Source organism: Pandoraea apista (genome assembly GCF_001465595.2).
Taxonomy (GTDB): domain Bacteria; phylum Pseudomonadota; class Gammaproteobacteria; order Burkholderiales; family Burkholderiaceae; genus Pandoraea; species Pandoraea apista.
Genome location: NZ_CP013482.1, coordinates 41,913 through 63,127, shown reverse-complemented (window position 1 = coordinate 63,127; position 21,215 = coordinate 41,913). Strand labels below are relative to the sequence as shown.

Below are 21,215 nucleotides of genomic sequence, written 5' to 3'. Positions count from 1 at the left end.
AGGTGGTCGCGCGTCAGACGAGCAAAACCGCCGCTTCTCGCAAGCGTGATCGGGCGGCTATCAAGGTCGCCCGAATCTATTTGCGCGTAAGCACTGCGCAACAGGACATAGAGAGGCAAGAGGGGCTTGTAGACGAGGCGAGGAGGGCAGGGTACTACGTAGCAGGTGTGTACCGTGAGAAAGCGTCCGGTGCCCGCGTGGATAGACCAGAGCTACTGCGAATGATTGCTGACCTGCAACCGGGGGATGTGGTCATCGCGGAAAAAATTGATCGCATTAGTCGCCTTCCATTGCCCGACGCCGAGCGCCTGATTGGATCGATACGCGACAAAGGAGCGACGTTGGCCGTGCCTGGTGTGATCGATTTGTCGGAGTTGTCCGAGAAATCGGAGGGCGTTGCTCGGGTTGTCCTTGAGTCGGTGCAGCAAATGCTCATGCGGCTCGCTTTGCAGATGGCCCGTGACGAGTATGAGACCCGGCGGCAGCGCCAGGCGCAGGGCATAACTCTTGCCCGAGCTGCTGGAAAGTATCGTGGGCGCAAGCCCAATACTGCCGTGAACGAGCGCGTTATCGCGTTTAGGAAAGCTGGACACACCATCGCTGAAACAGCGCGTATGGCGGGATGCAGTATCAGCCAGGTTAAGCGAATTTGGGCTTCCTGCACGCGAGATGGCGAAGCCGCTGAGTTCGGCGTTTCGGAAAATGGGAAGTAACGTCGTTGTTGATTTACGTCAGGAGGATCGCCAGCCGCTGGGGCTGGCGATATGCACTCGGGACGTCAGAATTGCTGCCAGCCGAGAGTGATGAAAGCGCTGCGTTTGGGCGTTTCATACGAGTAGGCAAGCTCGTAATCCTTGTTCAGCAGATTCTGCACTTGCAGGGCGACGTACCACGCCTTTGTGATGTTGTAGCGGGCCGACAGGTTCACTAGGCCGTATCCGCCGAGGTGCTTGGTGCCATCGAGCCGCGCACCGCTCAGAATCCATTCAGCGCCCACGCGCACACTCTCAATGTTCCGGTTGACAGCGAACGACGCGAAGTGCCGTGCGCGGCGGCTCAGATCGGTATGCGTGTCCTCGTTCACAGGATTTTGGAAAGTGAAAGAAGCGCGCACGTCGGTCTTGTAAACCTGCCCACTCCAAGAGCCTTCCAGGCCCTGCACCTTGGCCGTGCCCACATTCTGTGCCGTGTAGTTGCCCGCAAGGTCTGACGCATACTGAATGAGATTCGAGTAGCGAGTTTGGAACACTGTCAAACGCATCACGCCAAGCGCGTCGGTGGCGTACTGCACTCCAGCTTCGACGGAGTGACTTGTCTCTGGGCGAATGTTGGTGTTGCCGCCGTAGGGGTAGTACAGGTCGTTGAAGGTCGGCGCGCGGAAGGCGTCCGAATAGCTCGCAAGAACCTTCCAGCTATCAGTTATGTCGTAGCCGTACCCGAGGTAATAGCTGCTTGCACCGCCGAAATCGGAGTACTGGTCGCGCCGCAGGTTAGCTTGAAACTGATGAGCACCAAAGCGCCCGTTGTAGCCGATAAAGCCTGAGTCGACGCGACGGGAGGGGGCGGCATAGGCACTAGAATCAAAGCTCTGGTCGAGGTGTTCATAGCCCGCGAGGATCTTCTGGCCGCTGGCGATGGCGAAATCATTCTGCCATGTGTATTGCCTATTGTCCGTGTCAAACCGGCCGTTATAGAGGCCGTTCGTTTTCTGGATACTACGGTCGTTGCCGGCTGCGATCGTAACGTGCGTTTTCCACCAGTCGGTTACGTTTCCGTTGGCGAAAACGGATGCCTGCTGCACCTTGCTAATACCGTAGTTCAAGTCGGTAGGTTGGCCGTAAGCATTGTCGTAGCTGTTGTAGCCGTTGGATTGAAAGTAGCGGACACCCACGTCCCAACCGTTCACGAATCGGTGTTTGATAGATGCGCTACCACTCTCGTTGAGGTAGCCGTTGGCGTTCGGGTTTACGCTTGGTTGCTTGGCCGGGTCGATGGATGAAAAACCATCGGTCTTGTACCGCGCCAGGGACGCGCTAAAAGTCGTCCGACCGTCGGCATCGAGCGCACCACTTACGCCGGCATTCTGCGTCTGTGTGTGATAGCTGCCGTACCCTGCCGAGGCGAAGAATTTAGGCGGATGATTGCCGCCGTCCTTCGTGAATATTTGAACGACGCCCCCAATCGCCCCTGACCCGTACAGCGCAGACACGTTGCCGTTCACGATTTCGATATGATCGATTTGATCGAGTGGGATTTGCGAAATCTGCGCTGAGCCGGCGCTTACCGAATCGACTCGCACGCCGTCAATAAGGACGAGCGACTGGCTGGCTTGCGAGCCGCGAAGGAATAGGCTTGAAGTAGACCCCGGCCCACCGTTGCTGACGACCTGAGCGCCCGGTGCCAAGCGCAGCAGGCCGGGCAGGTCGTTGGCGGCGGAATCCGTGATCGCCTGGCTGTCGATAAGCGTGGTCTGTGGGATAGCGTCCTGAAGGCGTTGGGGTGCCCTGTCGGCGGTGACAACGGTTTTGGGCAGTACCGCGCTGCCTGTGTCGTCGGCGGTTTGGGCTGTTGCAACGTGCGGCGAGGAAATGAGCGCGAGCGCGGCAGCGCCGGCCGCGAGTTTCGTTTGCATTGTTAGAGTTCCGGTGCGATTTCACCCGGCCCGCTCCCCGCAGGCCGTGGCGCTATGCGAGTGCGCGTCAAACTCGTCTTTGGCGAAAAATTCGGCGCAACTCCCCTCTCTGGCCGGTATCCGGGCTGGCGCTCACGCGGCCCCACCTTCCCACGCTTGCGCGCAGTGGTGTGAGGGGCAACGTATCGAGTAGACGCTTACCGTTGCGGGGGCAGCTCAGGTTAGCCACCGCCCGGAGAGGGGGAGCCGCCTGATTCCCGTTTAACTACTGCCGGCACAGGGGCGGCAGCGGGCACCAAAGTGGCGGCAGTGTATGGGCGCCTGTGGCAAGCGTCAAGGACGCCGTTTGCGGTCAGAAATCGCGTAGACTGACGCCGCAATTCACTTGTCGACCAACCCCGAATGAAATCGAATTCACGCCACCAGAGGGAAATTGACCTGTTTGAGTCGATCCTTTCCGGCGAGGACTACACCGCAGCCGCAAGTCGGCTTGGCGTTCCAGTTGGAAAGGTTCGTCAGGTGACATGGGAGGTGTTACGCGCGGTCTGGGCGCGTATAGAGCCCCATGAGCGGCCCGCTGCGCTCAAGCCATACACGGGCCTTCCTACAGCCCCTGTCATACGCGCGCACGCTGGCATACTTGCGCCAGCAATCACCATGTTGCGTGCAGGCCAGCGCCGTCAGATAAAACCTGCTTTGGCCGTGCCGGCCCCGGTACTGGACGACGTGGCGCGTCAACTTGCAGCCGCCGAAATTGGCACGCTCGATGTTGAAGTGGTCCATGCTCGATGTGCGATCCCAGTGTTCCTTTCGCTGCTGCACGGCACAAGCCTGACAGATACGGCAGAACGTATTGGGCAGTCAAAGCAGGTTGCGCGGGAGTTGGCCAAGAGGGCCGTATGCGAGCTTATTGGAGTGGAACAAGCGCGAGCATATGGATGGAAAGCGGTCGACTCGAGCAGGCTTGTCGGACTTCGCGGGGAGTTTGTTGCCGCGCTTGAGGTGCGCGGCTGGTGGATCGACGGCACGAGTTGGAGGCGCGCGGGTGACGATCAGTAGTGTGCAACGTCGACGTAAATGCCTATCGGCGGTGCCGCTGACCCTTTTCGAGGATAGCGGCATAGATTGCCTCTTGCGGCGTTTTGTACTCGTCCTCAAACGTCTTTAGAGCGGCGTTTGCCTCTGGCGTGAGCCGAATCTGGCGAATGATTCTCCCGCCCGAGTCGACCAAGTTTTTTTCCCATTCCTTTACACGCTCGCTGGATGACTTCGCATCCGGTTTCGTCGTTCCAATCGGTCGCCCACGCCCTCGCTTTGGTTCAGTCATGCTGGAAAAGCCCTCGCGTCTAAATGACGCCATTGTAAGGCTCGAAGAGGAAGAGACGGGGATTGCTCCCCGTCTTTCCGACCCATCATTCCGAGGTGGCCGGCTTTGCCGTTGACGCACGGTCGAGGCTATCGACTGCCGAGTGATAGATGACGCTTTGCGTGGTGCAGTCCGAGCGACGGCCGATCGCCAGCCCGGCCCCGCAATCGGCCAACGACTGCTCGGCGTTCACCTTCGCCGTGATCGCCGCAGCGGCGGCTTTTAGTTCATCACTTTCCATTGTGATGATGAGTCGGTGGCTTGGGTCACGCAGGAAGCCCGGGCCTTCCGCAATCAGCTTTTCGCGATATTCCTGAGCCCCCCGCACCGCGACTTTTAGCCGTGCCGCAAGAACCGAGCAATCGTCGCCGTCACCATCGCGCACATCTTCTAGGCACTCGTTCTGATTTTGGTATGCAACCATCGCGGTAGTCACCGGTGTACCCATATAGTTGCCCAATTTTCCGAAGAAACCGATATCGGCCACCGCCGCCTCGTCGGCACTCGGCGTCGCAGCCTTCAATGCCACAGCCGCACCCCGCTTTTCCGCGATTTGGGCGATCAACGTTTCGCGACGATCATTCAAACGCGTCAGGTAAAGTTCCTCGTAAGGCTCGCAATTGATGTAGTTGCCGTTACTCTGGCGGCTGCGGTCATTGTCACGGCACCACTGATTCGCAGCGCGAGCGTCGCGAAGCTCGCGGATCTGAGTGGCCTCAATTTCTTTCTCGTGCGTCCCGTGGTCGTTGATGTTGCCTTGGACGACGCCGTTCAAGCCAAGTGCCAAAACGATAACAGGGAAAATCATGGTGTTGTTCCTCTCGGTAAATTTGACTTCGATTGTCGTCACGACCTCTGTTCGCGACCTTGGAATCAAGTGTATTTTATTTATCTGTTGAATACAACAAATAAATAAAAAAAAGCGAGTGGATTTCTCCACCCGCCTCAAAGGGGAATCTGCTGGGCCTAGATCACTGTGCCGACCCGCTATTAAGCGTGACCGTTTGTCCCGTGCTAAGCGACAACGTGACCGACTGGAAGACGGCCGGAACCATGCCCGTGCCCTCGTGCTGTTGTATCACCAGTGACCCACCCGACCCCCAAGGAATCGAGAGGCCGGATGCGTTGGCCCAATAGGTGCCGCCGTTGATTTCCATGTACGCACTTTGTGAGCCATAGCTGTTGTTGTAGGTGATGCCGGTGATGTACACCGTCCCGCTAGAGGACTGCGTTGCCGTAGTGATGAAGCCGCTCACGTACAGGATGCCGTTCGCGTTCGGCTGCATATCCGGCGACGTTGACACACTGACGTTCGCAGCGCTAAAGGTACTCACCCACGTAACGGCTGTGCCTACACCGCCGTCACCAGTAGCCGCGATCCTCGCGTTCACGGACGAGGTGCCCGCCGCTCCGGGGGCCGTCAGGTAGTTCACCGCCGTTCCGTTCCCGTCAGTGGCCGTAGCTCCCGCCGACAAGCGCCCCAACGAGTCCGACCAGTTGACCGTGACTCCCGCGCCCGGATTGTTGCCCCATGCGTCGCGCACAGACGAAAGCAACATCACCGTTGAGCTTCCATTTGCCGGGACATTGTTCATGTTGGGCGACAAAGAAACAACGCGCAGGGTGTTCATGTTGGCAACGTAGTTGATCGTCGCATTCGCTGAACCAGCGACGGCACTGGCCGTGATCGTCCCGCTACCGACCACGTTCGGTGATACAACGTTGATCGACGCCTGACCGGATGAATTAGTCACGGTGCTGGTGGCGCTCGGCGTTCCGGCACTCACAGACCATGTGACCGAGACACCGGCCCCAACCGTGAAGCCGTTGGCGTCCTTCACCGTGGCCGTGTACGTGGTCGCAATCCCGCCAACATATGCAGTGGCAGTCGGCGGCGTCAGGCTGACCACGCGGGCCGTTGCCGGATCGCCAACAAACGTCACGCTGGCCGTCTTGCTACCGGCGACCGCCGCAGCCGTTACCGTGGCGACACCGACCGTCGTGGGCGATGTGAGCGTCATCGTCGCAACGCCGCTAGCGTTCGTCACGCTCGACGTTCCCGTCAGGCTCCCCGCCGTGGTCGACCAGTTCACAGCGATACCGGCCCCCAAGGCGTTACCGTTGGCGTCCTTGACAGTGGCGGTCAGCGTCGACGTGCTGCTGCCGTTGGCCGCAATGCTCGTCGGATTCGCCACCAGCGACACCACGCCCGCCGTGGCCGTATCCGGCACAAACGCCACGCTGGCCGTCTTGCTACCGGCGACGGCCGCAGCCGTTACCGTGGCCGTGCCCGCCGTCGTAGCCGACTTGAGCGTCATCGTGGCAATGCCGCTGGCGTCGGTCACGCTCGACGTACCTGTCAGGCTACCGGCCGTGGTCGACCAGTTCACGGTGACACCAGCACCCACGGTGTTGCCGCTCGCATCCTTCACCGAAGCCGTCAGTGCGGACGTGCTGCTGCCGTTGGCCGTGATGCTGATCGGATTCGCCATGAGCGAAACGACGCCCGCCGTGGCTGTGTCCGGCACAAAGGTCACGTTGGCCGTCTTGCTGCCGGCGACGGCCGCTGCTGTTACCGTGGCGACGCCGACCGTCGTTGCCGACTTGAGCGTCATCGTGGCGATGCCGCTGGCGTCGGTCACGCTCGACGTGCCCGCCAGGCTACCCGCCGTGGTCGTCCAATTCACGGTGACGCCGGCACCCATTGCGTTACCGTTGCCATCCTTGACCGTGGCCGTCAGAGCGGAAGTGCTGCTGCCGTTGGCCGCAATACTGGTCGGATTCGCCGCGAGCGACACCACGGCCGCAGTAGTCATGTCCGGCACAAAGGTCACGTTGGCCGTCTTGCTGCCGGCGACTGCCGCTGCCGTTACCGTGGCTGTGCCCGCCGTCGTTGCCGACTTGAGCGTCATCATGGCGATACCGCTGGCGTCGGTCACGCTCGATGTGCCCGTCAGGCTACCGGCCGAGGTCGACCAGTTCACGGTGACGCCAGCACCCACCGCATTGCCGTAAGCATCCTTGACGGTGGCCGTCAGCGTGGATGTGCTGCTGCCGTTGGCTGCGATGCTAGTCGGATTCGCCACGAGCGACACCACACCAGCCGTAGCCGTGTCCGGCACAAAGGTCACGTTGGCCGTCTTGCTGCCTGCGACGGCCGTTGCCGATACCGTAGCGACGCCGACCGTCGTTGCTGACTTAAGGGTCATCGTGGCGATGCCGCTGGCGTCGGTCACGCTCGACGTGCCCGTCAGGCTACCGGCCGAGGTCGACCAGTTCACCGTGACCCCAGCACCTACGGTGTTGCCGCTCGCGTCTTTGACCGTGGCCGTCAGTGCGGACGTGCTGCTGCCGTTGGCCGCAATGCTGGTCGGATTCGCCACGAGCGACACCACGCCAGCCGTGGCAGTGTCCGGCACAAACGCAACAGGTGCGGTCTTGTTGCCCGCCGTGGTCGTGGCGGTCACGTTCGCAATCCCTGCGGCGGTCGCGGAGGTAAGCGTTACGATTGCAACGCCTGACGTATCGGTCTGCGAGTTCGCAGCCGAAAGCGTGCCGGCGGTTGTTTGCCACTTGACAGGAATACCGGCGCCCACCGTGTTTCCGTTCGCGTCCTTGATAGTCGCCGTCAGCGTCGATTTACTGGCGCCATTGGCGGGGATCGCTGCCGGCGCAGCCGTGAGCGAGGCAACATTTGCTGTTGCCACATCCGGCGTAAATGCAACGTCAGCCGTTTTATTGCCAGCGATAGCGGAAGCCGTCACCGTGGCCGTGCCCGCCGTCGTAGCCGAGGTCAGTGTAACGACGGCCTGGCCGTTGGAATCGGTGACACTCGTGTCGGCGGACAATGTGCCAAGGGTCGTCGCCCACTTGACCGGAACGCCATATCCAAGCGTGATGCCCTTGGCGTCCTTCAATGTCGCCGTCAATATCGATTTGCTCGTGCCGTTAGCGGCGATCGCGGTAGGTTGAGCCACAAGCGTAGCAACGCCAGCCGTCGTAGGATCGCCTATGAACGCTGCGGAATTGGATGCCGTCTCGCCGGACAACGTTGAGGTCGCAGTGACGTGAATCACGGCGGCAGACTTCGCCGTGACAATCGCGTCAGCCTTCCCGGCCTTGTTTGTGCGCGCCATTAAGGAAACAACGGTAGCGCTGGCCGGAATTTTCCAATCAACTGCCTGGTCGGCAAGAGGTTCAGAGTTGGTCCCGATCACAGTGGCGGTAAACGTCACAGAGTCGCGCCCATCAGCGGAGGCGGTAGGTTTGCTCCGATCGAGACTTACCGACAGCGGATTTACAGTCACCGTCATGACGTTGGATCGTGCGACAGCGCCATCCGTCTCAGTGGCAACCGCTTGGAGAGTGTACGTATTGGTTCCACTCTGGTTGTAGGAAGGAAGCGCGAGCGTAGCGGTTCCGCCGGAATATGATTGAACAAACGACGCAGCAGTACCAGTCCAGGCAAAAGATGAGAACCCAAGGGCTGTGTACGAGTTGACCGCGAACGTCGTGCTTGTGCCCGGATACCCGCTAATTTGAGTCGGGATTGTCAGGCGAGCTTCCTTCTTTTGGTACTCCAGAACGATCTCGTTATTCCGGTTGACCAGCTCGTAACGACTGCCTTTCAAGAGCTTTGAATCGCGAACCGATGAGGCTCGCAATTGCTTATCGAGAGGAACGCCAATTTTGTAAGTCAGGTTCGCACGAACCGTCGTCTGTGACACGCCACCCTGGCCGGCGCGATAGTCGAGATCCAATGAAAACAGCGGGATTGGCTGATAAGTGAGGCCGACAGTAATTGCATGGGGGTTGCGCTGCAAACTTCCAGTACCGAACAGCCCGACCTTCTGGCCGTAATACTGTTCGTAGTAGAGGCGTGCGCCAAGGTGAGGGAATGCAGGCAAATATCCTTCGGCGCGAACGTCCCAGCCGTTCGCAGGACGCTCCATATAGCCGCGAATATCCGGAGAGTCTTGCCACCCGCTCATGCGCAGGTAGGCATTGGCGGACAGACGCAGGTAATCAGTCCATGCCTCAAGGCCGAGACCACCGCGAAGATGGTCTCGGGAAATGTCATGATCAAAGAAGGCATTCCCCCCGATCATCCATTTGCCACCGTTGAAGAAGTGTCGATGTCCAACACCGATGTTCAACGTCGAACGGTAGCTGTCGGACAACGCATTCGATCGGCGGAAGCCGAGCTGCGTGAAGGTGAGATTGCTGTCGGTGTCTCGAAGCGGAAGCAGCACATCCAGACTGCCGTTCTTAAAGCCGTCTCCGGCACCCAAGGACAGCTTGGCAGAGCCGAATTGATTCAACATCCGCTGTGCGGCTTCGGTCGCCGCGCCGGTAGCTCGTTGCTTTGCTGCGCCGAGCGGGTCGCGGGCGAGAGAAACGTCCAGCGCACTCCATTCGCCCTGGATACGCTCCTTGTCGGCAGCGTCCTTTTCTTTGTCCTGTAGCTCAGCCTGATTGATGTGATCTTTCGGAACCCACGCGGCATTTGCCTTGACCACGTCGTCCAAATTGGCGGCAGCAAAGCACGGTTGCAGCGAGGAGAGGAGAACCAACCCGGCGCAGAAGCCGGCCCGGATTCTCCTTGAAAGATCGCGAGAAATGCGAATTTTCATGTCAACGTCCTCGTAATATATGCCGAAGGTAATTAGTACAACTAAACAAATGCGCTTTATCACCCGCGACACTCGTGTTGAGTGGTGGTTATTCTTTGGGCGGTCTTATCGGGAAAGCGTCTGCTGGGCCAGCAGGAGCAAGATCAGATGCGCGGGGTAGTACGTGTAGAAGATCCAGCGAGTTCGTGGGACGCGAAAATTCAGACGCGCCACGCAGGCGACCAGCGGGAAAGCCGCGAACGCCCAGAAGTTGGAGTTGACGAAGTAGAGCGCTGCGCAGGAGATGGTGCCGACTGCCAATGCGGCGACACTCGGTCGCCTGGAGTAAAACCAAACAGAAGCGCCGAGAGATATTGCCGGCCACCAGAATTCAACGCACGAACCGGCAGCGAGAAAGATGGCCGCTGCGGTAAATTTGTTGACGGATCCGCCGGACTCATACAGATACAGAACGCACGTCAGTGTGAGCAACGTGAACATGATGTTCAGCGGCCACCACCCAGACAGCAGTCCACCCAACGCCATGAAAGCCGGTGTGGCAACGAGACCCGAAATCACCAGTCGCTGAATAGCTCGGTGATACGTCCCGTGCTCGAATGCGCCGGGGCGTGCCAAGTTGTATGCCAATACAAAAACGAATATCGGCATTGCCGCTCGGCCGGCGTTGAATAGGACCGGAGAGGAGTCGCCCATCAAATACTTGTTGATGTGGTCCCCGGTCATCAAAAGCAGGGCCAACCACTTACAGCATTCCAACACGCCGTCATTGAGGTGAAGACGGGGCAGTGTGGTGCCGACTTTGGCAGGTTGAAGCTCGGTGAGTTGGGTCAAGTTCTTCATCGCTTTAGCGGCTAAAATCCGTGCCGGGAGAATCTGACGGCGCATTCAGATTGCGGCCGTAGACAGTGGCGAGTGCCTTGGCTGCTGGAGTGTTCGCGGGGTCGACCCGAAAGGCGTTCGACGTCACCCCGAGGGGAACAGTGGAGGGCAGGGCAGGGGACTCACTTGTGCCGGCATGCTCTGCCCTACCCTGCGTTGGCACACGCATTTCGACAACGCCAGCGGTGGAGTCATAGGTTACGAAGCGCGCTTCGAGCCACTTCTGCCAGCGCGCAGCACGCGGCAGGATGTAAGCGCGATAGGTGGCGTTTTTTGAAGGGGTGCGCGAGTGGTAGTTAGCCGCACGCGTCCAGAGATCCCCCGCATCGCGCAGGATGTGCCCACGCAATCGCCAGGCGGCAAGGTCGAACGGATAGCAGCCGGCTTGGGACACGTCCTCAGCCGAAATGCCGTAACGACGCAAGTCGGCGAGGTACTTGGTGTTGAACTGCATTGACCCGACGTCGACAGTGCCATCGCCGTTGCGCTTCACAAGTCCAGGCGAGCCACCCTCTTGTTCGGCAACGGCGAGCATGAGATTTGCCGGGATCTCATATTTGACCGCTGCGGCAATCGAGCAAGCGACGCGCTCTGGCAGGTGCTGGGGGATCTCGATGACGGGCATGGTTACTTGCTCGCCCCGTTAACGAGTGCGCCGCTCGCATCGGAGATCCAATGACCGTCCTTGAGCGGTTCCCCAACGTATTTGACGCCAAGAAGGTACTGATACTGGCTCTGCGTGTATGCGACGCAGTATGTGGGCAGCACGTTGCTGATGACCCGCTTCGTGTATGTGTAGCAGGACGGCCCGGTGTCACCCCCGCCATAACCGTCGCACTCGCGCACCTCTACCTCGACGATGTTGTTCATGTTGAGATAGTCGGCATCGCAGCGCCCAGCACCGTTCGCGATCGTGTTGATGAGGGACGGCATGTCGGCCCCACCGGGGACGTTACCCGCAGGGCAAAGATTCAGAAAATTGATTCGACCGCGCAGCGTATCGGTCCAGAATTTGAAGCTAATCCCGAAGTAGCGGGCCAGTGACGGCGCGCATTCACCGGGCCGGAACCCGGACGAAAGGCAGAGAATTGCTTCGCAGGCCAGCCCGACGTCGCCCGTCAAAACTTGGGCCGACGCTTGCGGCGACTGTCCGATGGCGAAAGCACACGCGAGAGTGACCAGGATTCGTTTTATAGCCTTAATCATTGTGATCTCGTGGTTAAGCGGACTTCTGTTGGTTGTTGACGAATTCGTCGATTTCTGCCTTTTCAGCGGCACTCGGAGTGAATTGCTGTGCGCCGGGTTGGGCTGCCTGAGAGGACGGGGCGTCACCTGTACTGCCGTCGCCCGTGCCTTGAGCCGCGCTGGCTTGCCCTTCACTGTTTGCCGAGCTGGACGCTGCGCTGCTGTCGGCGGCAGAACCGGCCGAAGCGTCTCCGGTACTTGATGGGTTGGCCGATTCGGCACCGCCCATGGAGTCGCCGGAGAAGTCCGGTTCTGAGGCTGTACCCGATTGAGATGCACCGTGGCCGGCGATGAAGTCACGAGCTTCGGCAGCGACTGCGGCACCGTAGAGTTCGTTCGCTTTAGCCATGTCGCGCGCATCTTGACGAGCTTGCGAGGCGCTACCAGGCGACCTAATTTCTTGCGCAATCTGGCCGCCAGTCGTTCCGGCGATTCGCTCCTTTGCGGAGTCCATCATCGCTTCCATGCGGTCCTTGGCTACAGCGGCGCTGCCTTTCGCAAGGTGAGCTGCCGTACCTGCCGCGAGCTGGCCCATGCGACCCATCGCGGCAGAGAACCCACCGCTGCCGCCTTGGCTCTTTCCGCTCGCCTGTCCGCCTCCAGCCTCACCGGAACCGCCGCCAGCACTGCCACTGCTGCCATGAGACCCGCCCCCAACGCTCGCATCCCCGGAGCTTTCGCCACCGCTGCCACCGCCCCCGGCGGAACCGCCCATTTCCTCCTTCGCTGCGTCATAGGCGGCCTTCAGTGCACTCATACCACCGCCCACGCTGGAGGCAGCGGCTTGGGCTACCGCAGCCGTTGCAGCCAACGCACCGATGCCTGCTGCCATAGTCGCCATTGCTGCGCCGGCTCCCGCAGTACCAATGCCGCCGGTCGAGGCTCCACCAAATATGCCGCCCATCATGGGAGGGAGCTTGTTAATCAGGGCAAGCAAGACGACCGCAACACTGAGCATGATCACGAGATCACGGAAAGTAATGCCGCCGGCCATGTCGCTATAAAAAACGTCGACGAAAGACTTTCCGATGCCGACGAGCAGCACCATCGTGAATGCCTGAATAGCGATGTTCACAACCGTCTTCATGTAGTTGACGGCGGTGTCCCTGGTCCAGCCCGCACCACCGAACCCAAGGAAGAATTGCCCGGCATAAATGAGCACCCAGCCCGAAACCAGCACAAGGAGCATGTTCACGCCAACAAGAAGCAGGCAGATCAAAATCGCCACGGCGATAAGTAGCCCGACGAGGCTATTTACCGGCGACCACACCGAGGAGTTGTCGATTACCTTTCCGAGAATGTCGAAGCCAATGTCAACGATCCCGGACGGAGTCATGGCCGTGGAGTAACCCCCAGCCTGGGACGCCAATTGGCGCATGCCGTCTAAGATCGCCGTTGAAATGGCGGGGCCATTCAAGACCAACCACCAGAAGAATCCGAGTGGCGTGATGAATCGAATTAGTTCGACGAACGTATCTCCGAAGTCTGCCCTGCGCAGTGCGTGGATGCCAAAAGTCCAGATCATGCTCATCAACGCAATCGACCAAAAAATGAACGTGGCCGCTGTAGAAATGGCACCGGACCAGTTGGACGCGGCAGACTTGTACTTGCCCAAAATCTGGTCAAGCATCCCGCTACTGTCGGCGGCGAATGCGGACGTCGCCATGAGCAGCGCAGCAGTCCCCGCTAGGGCCAATACAACCTTTCGATTCATGGCGTAATCACTCCCGCTTTGAATGTCATTGCCCTCTCCTTTCACCAGCTAACGGCGGGGCTTTTCGTGAAGGCTCCGCGACGAAATTGCTCGTCACCGGCCTGCAACTGGGCCTCGCGATCGGCCTCAATTTGAGAGCGGGTCACGAGAATGTTTTGCTGCGCGAGCAAAAGGCTTCGGATGTTCAGAAGTGAGTTCGCCTGGGTGCTGGCAAGCTGATTTGCGGCCTGCAACGCTTCCATTTGACCGCCGGCACCGGATGCCTGCGATTGCAACCGAGCGACCGTATCGGCGTCTTTGGAAAGGGCCGATTGCTGCTGATCCAGTTGCTTGATCGCCGCGTCGTTTGCCTTCTTCTGGCTATCCGACCAAGCAGTCCGTCCTTGCTGGATAGCTTCCATTTCGGACGCGGAGCATCCCGTGTTGGTGAAACAGGGCGATTGGCGGTAGTACCCGACGTTCTGGAACCGGTTCAAGTACGCATCGATGCTCCCGTATTGCCCTTTCAAACCCGAAAGGGTGTCTTGCAGGTTCAGCATCTTGTTGATCGTCGAGTTGACCTGGTCCCAGATATACGCAGCAGGCGCGAGCGAGTTGCGCAGCATGTTTTCGTACTGCTGCAACTGCGTTTGGTATTGCTCGATCTGCTTCGCAACGGAGGCGACCGAGTTCAACGCCGAGACCGTCGTTTGAACCACGTTCGTCCCGTCGATCACGGGGATACCGGCGTGTGCCGGCGCGGCCAGCACGCTGAGGGCGATGGCGGTAGCGCATCCGACTTTAGCCGCTAAATGCGAAATGAGATTTCTCAGATTCATGGCTGAACTCTCCCGATCAGTAGTCAAACGATTGGTAGGCTTTGCTGAAATCGAGATCCTTGACCACCACGATGTTGAATCGATAGCCAGGGCGAATTTCCAGCGTCGGCGCGATGTTCAGGTTCTTCGAGATCAGTTGTCCGGATACTTGGCCGAGCTGCTGGCCGAGTGCCTGACTAAGTTCGCTGCTGGCGGTCGGTTGCTGATAGCCCGTGCCGTTTGTGCTATTGCGGTCCTGGCTGTAAGCAACGCCGGCCGTAATTGCCGACATCAGCAACGCGGAGCTGTAGATGCGCAAATAGTGGTTATTGACTTGATCTCGGAAGCCGGAATAGCCCGCTCCATCGGCGCCAGGCATTGAGCCAATATCGAGAGCTTTACCGTCCGGAAACACGAGGCGTTGCCAGGCGATCAGAACAGCGGATTGACCGAACACGACGTTGTTGTTGTACGTGCCTACCAGTCGTGTTCCTTGAGGGATCAAAAGGTGCTTTCCGGTCGCGGTGTCATAAACGTTCTGCGACACCTGGCCCATGATCTGGCCCGGTAAATCGGAATTAATGCCGCTGATCATCACGCCAGGGATAACGTCCCCGGTGCGGATCTCGAATCGCGAGCGTGGTGCTTGCACGTCCGAATCGAGTTTCCAGCGATCACCTTGCCCCGAGGCAGAGAACTGCGAATAGCCGTTACGATTGTCGCTCGCGCCGCTGCTGGAGAGTAGAGACGGCGAACCCGACCCACCGCTGCCGATAAGACTCGGCGCACTGCCCACGCCCGCCTTCACGCGCGCCAGTTGGTCTTGGTACATGGTTTGTACCGAGGTAGTTTGCCCCCCGGCTTGCATCGCCTTTTGACGAGCGTCAGCGATTCTCGCGAGCATGTCGTCTCGCGAAGTGGGACCGCCAGGTGTCACGGTCTGACCGCCCGAAGCGCCGATCGCAGGGCCGTCTACAGCTACCTTCGACTTCGCCCGATTGGCAGTCTCGAGAGAGCGGAACCGATTTTCTTCGATCTGAGCGATGAGACGTGCGTCGGATTCCGTCCCCGCACCAGCGGCGTTTCCACGCGGCGGCGGCGGCGGTGCGTCTCGGTTCGCAACCGGAGCGATAGGAACGCCGACCGCACTGGCCGTCGCAGGTGCGGCCTGAACCCCCGACGCTGTCAAAGGCAATGCTGGCGTGCTGGGTTTGGATGAGCGAATAACTCCGCTTGGCTGGCCGGCGACAATGGCTGCCGCGACCTTGGACGAATCCGTTGGCTTCTTCACCCCGTTGGAATCGTCGTTACTCCCCACTTTCACCTGGTGTTGCTCTTGCCCCTTCTGGAACGTGAGGACGAACAGCGTGCCTGCAAAAGCGACGACGATACCTGCAATGATAAGGATCGGAAGGCGATTGAGCCGACGCACGCCAGTTACGACTTCACCCGGCGATGCCTCGGGCGACAACGGGTCAAATTCTTTTGCCATGCTTTATTCCTCCACCGTCCAAGCACCGTCCGGGGCCGGGGCACCGTTGGCCGTCGAGAATGCGCGGCTCATCGCTTTCCCGGCAACGATCAAGCTGACTCGATACGCAGTGATGCGAGCGCCGTGATCGACAACGTAGCGCAGCGGGACGCCAGCTTCGGCCGAGGGCGTCAATGCGTCCGGATTGAACTCACGGACCGCGTAGCCACGCGTACGCAGCGAGACCAGCAGCGCTTGACCAAACGCGTCGGTCGCCGGTTGCTGGAGTGATAACCGCGTGTTGGCGGGCGGCATGCGGAGCGAGAGCTGGTCGACGGCCGCGTCGGCCAGACGGTGTGCGACTTCCGGTTGAGCCGCAGAAAAATCGCCGTAGGGCTGGGGCGTAGTGCATCCAGCGAGCAGGATGCCGCTGACGATGAATGACACGAGCGGGATGAGCTTTCGCATGTCACTTCCCCTTCGTGATCGTCACGCGCTCTTGCTCCGAACCGACGCCAGCGAGAAGCACGGCTTTCTCAAAAATGGTGTCGACGATGTAGCGCTTCCCTTGCAGGCGGTAGTTCACAAGACGTGTTTGCTCATCGCTGAACACGCCGCCATCCTTACTTACGACGAGGAGAGCCGGCGCATCCCCTTGGTCGATCGTCGAGGGCATTTCGATGATCGTCTTACGCCCGTCGTTGTAGACCCGAACCGGCTTCCATGAGGCGGCCCCGTCGACCTGATAGTTGAAATTCAGGTCGCCCAGGTATTCCCCCGTATCCTTGATGGTTGCTTCGTTGCGCGCTTTGACTTCCTTCGCACGAATCGCGTCCCATTTCGCCATCGCCACCTCGGGATAGGTGAACGACACGAGCGGCATCGAGTCTTCTCGCGACGCCTTAAGACGGAAGTGGTACACGCGCCGGTTGGTTGCGACTACCATCGTTGTGCTGAGATTGGTGTCAAGCGGCTTGAGAATCAGATGGAGGCGTTCCGTATCACCGGAGCCAGAAATCGACGGCTCCACTTGATAACGAGGATCCCCGGCGTTCAATCCCGTGACCGACTCCCCAGGTTGCAAAGCGATGTCGCAGACCTGTAGAACGGCGCACACAACCGGATATTGCTTGCCGGGAAGGTACGGATAGTTGATCGACCCGTCCGGTCCCCGCGTGGGGGTAATCGTCTTGCTCGATGCCCATTCCTTACCGATCTTGATGGCCGCTTTCTCGTCCTCAGTCAGCGCCGGCGCGTTCTTCGAGAAATATGCGTCTGCGACCGGATCCGTGCCCTCGCCGCCAGCCGTCTTCGGTGCGGGGGCGGCGAAAGTGAGCGCCGGAATCATGCCAGCGATAAGTGCAATGCAGTGAATCTTGTTCATGTTTGATTTACTCCAGGCTTAGAGCTGTTTTGAAAGGCTCTGGTCTTTCACGAAGATCTTGTGACCGTTGTTGATGAGCTGGCTGTCGTCCATCTTTGCGTCCTTGTTCTGGTACACGGTGACAAGGGCGCGTAGTTTGATGACGTCCTTAACCTCGCCTTCGCGGGAACGAATCGTTTCGGTCCAGTCGACCTGCCAGGTTTGATCGGTGACGCGCAGCAACGCGTTTAGAGACGGCGTGACTGTCTCGTCGGCGGCGCGAGCGAATGGGCTGGAGTCCTTGCCCCCCGTGTAAAACTCGAAGGTCGGCTTGCCGTTCGACTTGTTGCCACCGCTGTAGAACTGAGTGACTTGAGCCGTGGCCGGATCGTTGGGCGCGAGCATCGAATACACCTTAAAGATCATCTTTCGCTGCAAGTCGGCGTCGGCCGTAACCGTGCGCTGGCTGATGATGAAATCGTTCACCGCAGTGCGGTAGTCGGCCAGCAAGGCGTCTTCGACCTTATCGCCACGCGTTGCGTGGACCTCGCCGTTGTCGCCCCGCTCAAGGAAGACGGGAATGAACTTCGACATGGCACCAATTCGGCCGTTTTCCGCGACTGCTACCAGTGCGATCAGCATCGAAAAAGCGCACAACAAATCCTTGAATCGGCGTCCTTCAACGATGGGCGCGACGTACAGATTCCAACTGAGTCGGGCGTTGAAATACGGGTCGTCTGTAGTAGGTTCGGGGCGTGGACCTTTGCCGCGCAATTTCATGAGGAGCTTCTTCACGCTGCTACTCCGTAGTCGTTGAGATTGATGTTGCGGCCGGCGAGCCATTCATTGACCCACCCTTCGCTAAGGTCACTAGCGAAGCGTCGGCCGCCGTGCTTTTCTTCGAGGCGTTGCACTTCCGCGATGGACTCCGGGTCGGTCGCGCCGACAAACGCTAAGGCGAGCGGCCCAAGCGCAAGCTGATAGAGGCGTCGGCCTTTTTCGGAAGTGAGGTAGTAGTCTTTCTTCTTCGTCGCAGCCTGGATGATCTCGATTTGGCGGCGATTGAGGCCCATTTGGGTGTAGGTCGCGCTGAATTCCTCGTCGTTTGCGGCCGGATTCGCGAGGAAAATTTTCGTTGCGGTAGATTCCACAATGACGTCAAGGATCCCGGATTCCTTCGCGTCACTCAGGCTTTGCGTAGCAAGAAGGATGTGGCAATTTTTCTTGGCAAATGCCTTCAACCATTCACGCAACTTCGCGCGGAAGGCCGGGTTTCCAAGCATCAGCCATGCCTCGTCGAGAATGATGAAAGTCGGACGTCCGTCCAACGATTCTTCAATCCGGCGGAACATGTACAGCAGCACGGGGAGTGCGTACTTGTCGCCCATGTGCATGAGCTGTTCCAACTCGAAGCACATAGTGCTTACTTCGTCGATGGAGAATCCGTCTTCCTGACCATCGAGCAGGTGGCCCATCACACCGTCGACCGTGTACTGCTGGAGGACTGCGCGGACCTCTGCGCTTTGCACCAGCGTTCTGAAAGTCGTGAGCGAGCCGCCGCCTGATGCACTGCGAGCCATCGTCATTACCGCCGTGGCGATCTCGTTGCTCAGTTCTGGCGTCATCTGAACGTTGTTCAGTTCCATGATGGTCGCCATCCATTGCATCGCCCAGGCACGGCGCGAGCGCGAACGTAGGTCCTTCAGCGGCGCATAGGCGGTCCTCTGCTTTTCGTCACCGATGTTGTAATGCACGCCCCCGACCGCTTTGCAGGCGATGTAAAACGACATGCCCTTTTCAAAGACGTAAACCCGTGCGCCTTCGTATCGAAGGTATTGCAAGGCAAGCATGCCGACGTGCGTCGATTTGCCGGCACGGGTAGGCCCGAACATTGCAGCGTGTCCCAAGTCGCCAACGTGCATGTTCACCCGGAAAGGTGCGTTACCCGCTGTGAGTGCGTGCATCAGTGCCGGCGCGTTGGGGGGGAACAGCGGGCACGGTGCGCGCTCGTCACCTGTCCAAATGGAACTCGTTGGCAGCATGTCTGCCAGGTTCATCGTGTTGATGATTGGACGGCGAACGTTTTCGACGACGTGACCGGGAACGGAGCCGATAAAGGCATCCATCGCATTCACGGTCTCGATGCGAGCCGTGAAGCCCAGTTCGTTTATCGAGCGCTCAACCAGCAGGGCCGCGGCTTCGACCACATCACGGTTCTCATCCATGATGACGACGACGCTCGTGTAATAACCCTGCGCGACCATCTTGCTGTTGGTCTCCGCAATGGCCGCTGCTGCATCCGCCACCATGTTGACGGCGTCCTCATCGACGTCCGGGCTGTTCGGGTTGACGAGTGCCGTTACAAAGCCACGAACCCTTTGCCGCCAGCGCTTCTTGAACTTCTCCAGGTGGCTGTTCGCAACGTGCTGATCCAGAAAGATGAATCGCGACGACCAGCGGTATTGCGCCGGAATCTCCCCGAGGGCGGTCAGGATTCCGGGGTGCGAAGCGCTGGGGAATCCGTCGATGGAAACGACTTGAACAAAATTCCGACCGATCTTCGGAATGACGCCCGTATACAGCTCCTTGCCCCCGATGAGGCTATCGATGTACATCGGGTTTGCCGGCAGCGCGATCGGATGGTTAACGCCAGTGACGCAGAAGTGAATCCATTGCAGGAACTGGTCGAAAACGGTCGTTGTTCCATCCTCGTTCAGCACTTTCTGTGCGCCGAGGCGTTCCAGCTTCAGAGCGCTGGAAAGGCGCGACTCGATGCCGGCGACGGCTTGCTTGAACTCGGCCAGCAGCTCGTCCGCCACACCCTGCGCGTCTGGCTTTTCGGCTTCATCGCTGTACATCAGTTCGACCAGCTTTCGTTCGGCCAGTACGGGCGGAAACCACGTTACGGTCGCCACGAACGCACCTTCAAACACTTTGCCGTTGGTCTCAAAGAAGCGTCGCCGCTCCTCGTCAATCGCCGCAGACACCGGATCCGGAAAGTGCGAGTCGTTCGGGTGGCTGTACTGCGGGGCTTTGACTCTGACGGCGTCGACGTGGCAAGCCCATCCGTTTCCCAACCGGATGATGGCCTTATTGATCTGCGCGGAGTTATATTCACGTTCGCGCTCTGTCGCGCTCGCGTTGTCATTTCCCCGATAGAACCACGCAGCCATGAGGGAGCCGTCTTTTCCCAGGATCACGCCGTCGTCGACGATGCTGGCGTGCTTCAAGAGGTCTGCAAGACCGGCCTGCTTGGAGCGGTGCAGCTTGAGCTTGTGGGACTCCCCAACGGCGCGAAGTCGCATGAACAGCGCGATCAGCACGCCGCCTGCGATCAAAGCGAACAGTGAGGTGAATGCGGTCGCGTTCACTTGTATTGCCTCCCTTGTGCTGGTGTATTCAGGCGAAAAGGCGTGGCGCGCGGCGGGTAGTAGTTCGCGTAGCGGAGACTACGCTGGTAAACCTTGCGCATCTGCGGGTCGGCCTTCGCCATCTTGCGCAACGCCCAGAGAGCGAAGATCCACAGAACCACGCCGAACACGGCAGCGATGACGCTCATTGCAACGAATACGAGCGTCGCAGCCATCAGGCCCGAGACCATTACCAATTCGCGATCACCGCCCAGGAACTCGATGACACGATTACCTGCCCGCCGAAGCGGAATCTTTCGCAGAGCCATAGTTACCGACCCAGGGAGCGAAGCTGATCAGCCGCGACGTCGATCAACGCACCCTTGCCGGTGATGGCTGCGAGTGTGTTTTGGGCCGCAACGATGAACGACAGCACCAGGACGATCCACACAAGCGTGCGCATTGCGCCGCTCATATCGGCCCCGCCAAAGATCAAGCCCGACCCGGCCGCAACGAATGCGATTACGGCGATGCCGTATGCCCAGGGTCCGGTAAAGGACGCGCGGACGTTGTTGATCCAGTCTTCGTACGGCAAACCGCCCCCGCTGGATGAACTGGCGAAGGCGGGATGCATCGACGCCACAGTGAGAGCGAGAAGAACCAGCAGGAGGACCGCTTTGGCCGGCTCCTGACGAATGTGAGACAGCGCGGTTTTCAGGCCGCAAGGAAGGGAAGTGAAAGCGAGTGCCATCGGTGGAATTTCCT

General features: G+C 59.4%; 17 protein-coding genes and 1 riboswitch. Of the genes, 2 read left to right on the top strand and 15 right to left on the bottom strand.

All coding sequences use genetic code 11. The features are described 5' to 3' along the window. Positions 1–2: 2 nt before the first annotated feature. Positions 3–713, top strand: a complete 711-nt coding sequence (locus AT395_RS25160; RefSeq protein ID WP_231606014.1) for a recombinase family protein — start codon at positions 3–5, stop codon at positions 711–713. 65 nt (positions 714–778) lie between these two features. Here the strand turns inward: AT395_RS25160 and AT395_RS25155 are convergent, their stop codons facing one another. Further along, entirely contained in the window at positions 779–2,632 is a 1,854-nt protein-coding gene (locus tag AT395_RS25155; RefSeq protein ID WP_048627727.1) for a TonB-dependent receptor plug domain-containing protein, read from the bottom strand. Positions 2,633–2,726: 94 nt separating this feature from the next. After that, positions 2,727–2,947: riboswitch (cobalamin riboswitch) on the bottom strand. An 87-nt stretch (positions 2,948–3,034) separates the two neighbouring features. On the opposite strand from AT395_RS25155, the gene AT395_RS25150 reads away from it, so the two are divergent. Continuing rightward, entirely contained in the window at positions 3,035–3,691 is a 657-nt protein-coding gene (locus AT395_RS25150; protein ID WP_048627726.1) for a hypothetical protein, read from the top strand. Between the two features lie 353 nt (positions 3,692–4,044). On the opposite strand, the gene AT395_RS25140 is transcribed toward AT395_RS25150, so the two are convergent. From AT395_RS25140 to AT395_RS25075, 14 genes are all read right to left on the bottom strand, one after another. Beyond that, the gene (locus tag AT395_RS25140; protein WP_156219633.1) at positions 4,045–4,848 is read right to left on the bottom strand and encodes a hypothetical protein; all 804 of its coding nucleotides are present in this window, start codon (positions 4,846–4,848) and stop codon (positions 4,045–4,047) included. A 121-nt stretch (positions 4,849–4,969) separates the two neighbouring features. Then, positions 4,970–9,631, bottom strand: a complete 4,662-nt coding sequence (locus AT395_RS25135) for an Ig-like domain-containing protein (RefSeq protein ID WP_082164639.1) — start codon at positions 9,629–9,631, stop codon at positions 4,970–4,972. Between the two features lie 105 nt (positions 9,632–9,736). Continuing rightward, positions 9,737–10,516 (bottom strand): TraX family protein, encoded by a 780-nt coding sequence (locus tag AT395_RS25130; RefSeq protein WP_231606008.1) that lies wholly within the window; start codon positions 10,514–10,516, stop codon positions 9,737–9,739. Beyond that, positions 10,476–11,135 carry a lysozyme family protein gene (locus tag AT395_RS25125; RefSeq protein ID WP_048627723.1) on the bottom strand — a complete coding sequence of 220 codons (660 nt, stop codon included), beginning with the start codon at positions 11,133–11,135 and terminating at the stop codon, positions 10,476–10,478. The genes AT395_RS25130 and AT395_RS25125 overlap by 41 nt, the downstream gene beginning before the upstream one ends. 2 nt (positions 11,136–11,137) lie before the next feature. Then, positions 11,138–11,716, bottom strand: a complete 579-nt coding sequence (locus tag AT395_RS25120) for a TrbM/KikA/MpfK family conjugal transfer protein (RefSeq protein ID WP_053086312.1) — start codon at positions 11,714–11,716, stop codon at positions 11,138–11,140. 13 nt (positions 11,717–11,729) lie between these two features. Beyond that, positions 11,730–13,469, bottom strand: coding sequence for a P-type conjugative transfer protein TrbL (trbL, locus tag AT395_RS25115; RefSeq protein ID WP_058375335.1), 1,740 nt, complete (start codon positions 13,467–13,469; stop codon positions 11,730–11,732). A 41-nt stretch (positions 13,470–13,510) separates the two neighbouring features. Continuing rightward, positions 13,511–14,287: a P-type conjugative transfer protein TrbJ gene (gene trbJ, locus AT395_RS25110; protein ID WP_048627721.1), complete on the bottom strand. Its 777-nt coding sequence runs from the start codon at positions 14,285–14,287 to the stop codon at positions 13,511–13,513. Positions 14,288–14,303: 16 nt separating this feature from the next. Continuing rightward, positions 14,304–15,758, bottom strand: a complete 1,455-nt coding sequence (locus AT395_RS25105; RefSeq protein ID WP_048627720.1) for a TrbI/VirB10 family protein — start codon at positions 15,756–15,758, stop codon at positions 14,304–14,306. A gap of 3 nt (positions 15,759–15,761) precedes the next feature. Then, positions 15,762–16,205: a hypothetical protein gene (locus AT395_RS25100; protein ID WP_048627719.1), complete on the bottom strand. Its 444-nt coding sequence runs from the start codon at positions 16,203–16,205 to the stop codon at positions 15,762–15,764. A 1-nt stretch (position 16,206) separates the two neighbouring features. Then, positions 16,207–17,121: a P-type conjugative transfer protein TrbG gene (gene trbG / locus AT395_RS25095; RefSeq protein ID WP_053086311.1), complete on the bottom strand. Its 915-nt coding sequence runs from the start codon at positions 17,119–17,121 to the stop codon at positions 16,207–16,209. Positions 17,122–17,139: 18 nt separating this feature from the next. Beyond that, on the bottom strand, positions 17,140–17,880 hold the full coding sequence (locus AT395_RS25090; RefSeq protein WP_072633032.1) for a VirB8/TrbF family protein: 741 nt from the start codon (positions 17,878–17,880) through the stop codon (positions 17,140–17,142). A gap of 11 nt (positions 17,881–17,891) precedes the next feature. After that, entirely contained in the window at positions 17,892–20,477 is a 2,586-nt protein-coding gene (locus AT395_RS25085) for a VirB4 family type IV secretion/conjugal transfer ATPase (RefSeq protein WP_418303962.1), read from the bottom strand. Further along, complete coding sequence (locus AT395_RS25080; protein WP_048627717.1) at positions 20,468–20,779, bottom strand: conjugal transfer protein TrbD; 312 nt, start codon at positions 20,777–20,779, stop codon at positions 20,468–20,470. The genes AT395_RS25085 and AT395_RS25080 overlap by 10 nt, the downstream gene beginning before the upstream one ends. 2 nt (positions 20,780–20,781) lie before the next feature. Beyond that, on the bottom strand, positions 20,782–21,201 hold the full coding sequence (locus AT395_RS25075; protein WP_082164638.1) for a TrbC/VirB2 family protein: 420 nt from the start codon (positions 21,199–21,201) through the stop codon (positions 20,782–20,784). Positions 21,202–21,215 lie beyond the last annotated feature (14 nt).

Coding starts and splice junctions, on each gene's coding strand:
- AT395_RS25125 (WP_048627723.1), bottom strand. CDS start 11,135: ATGCCCGTCATCGAGATCCCCCAGCACCTGCCAGAGCGCGTCGCTTGC.
- AT395_RS25150 (WP_048627726.1), top strand. CDS start 3,035: ATGAAATCGAATTCACGCCACCAGAGGGAAATTGACCTGTTTGAGTCG.
- AT395_RS25075 (WP_082164638.1), bottom strand. CDS start 21,201: ATGGCACTCGCTTTCACTTCCCTTCCTTGCGGCCTGAAAACCGCGCTG.
- AT395_RS25090 (WP_072633032.1), bottom strand. CDS start 17,880: ATGAAATTGCGCGGCAAAGGTCCACGCCCCGAACCTACTACAGACGAC.
- AT395_RS25105 (WP_048627720.1), bottom strand. CDS start 15,758: ATGGCAAAAGAATTTGACCCGTTGTCGCCCGAGGCATCGCCGGGTGAA.
- trbG (WP_053086311.1), bottom strand. CDS start 17,121: ATGAACAAGATTCACTGCATTGCACTTATCGCTGGCATGATTCCGGCG.
- AT395_RS25120 (WP_053086312.1), bottom strand. CDS start 11,716: ATGATTAAGGCTATAAAACGAATCCTGGTCACTCTCGCGTGTGCTTTC.
- trbJ (WP_048627721.1), bottom strand. CDS start 14,287: ATGAATCTGAGAAATCTCATTTCGCATTTAGCGGCTAAAGTCGGATGC.
- AT395_RS25130 (WP_231606008.1), bottom strand. CDS start 10,516: ATGCGCCGTCAGATTCTCCCGGCACGGATTTTAGCCGCTAAAGCGATG.
- AT395_RS25155 (WP_048627727.1), bottom strand. CDS start 2,632: ATGCAAACGAAACTCGCGGCCGGCGCTGCCGCGCTCGCGCTCATTTCC.
- AT395_RS25135 (WP_082164639.1), bottom strand. CDS start 9,631: ATGAAAATTCGCATTTCTCGCGATCTTTCAAGGAGAATCCGGGCCGGC.
- AT395_RS25100 (WP_048627719.1), bottom strand. CDS start 16,205: ATGCGAAAGCTCATCCCGCTCGTGTCATTCATCGTCAGCGGCATCCTG.
- AT395_RS25080 (WP_048627717.1), bottom strand. CDS start 20,779: ATGGCTCTGCGAAAGATTCCGCTTCGGCGGGCAGGTAATCGTGTCATC.
- trbL (WP_058375335.1), bottom strand. CDS start 13,469: ATGAATCGAAAGGTTGTATTGGCCCTAGCGGGGACTGCTGCGCTGCTC.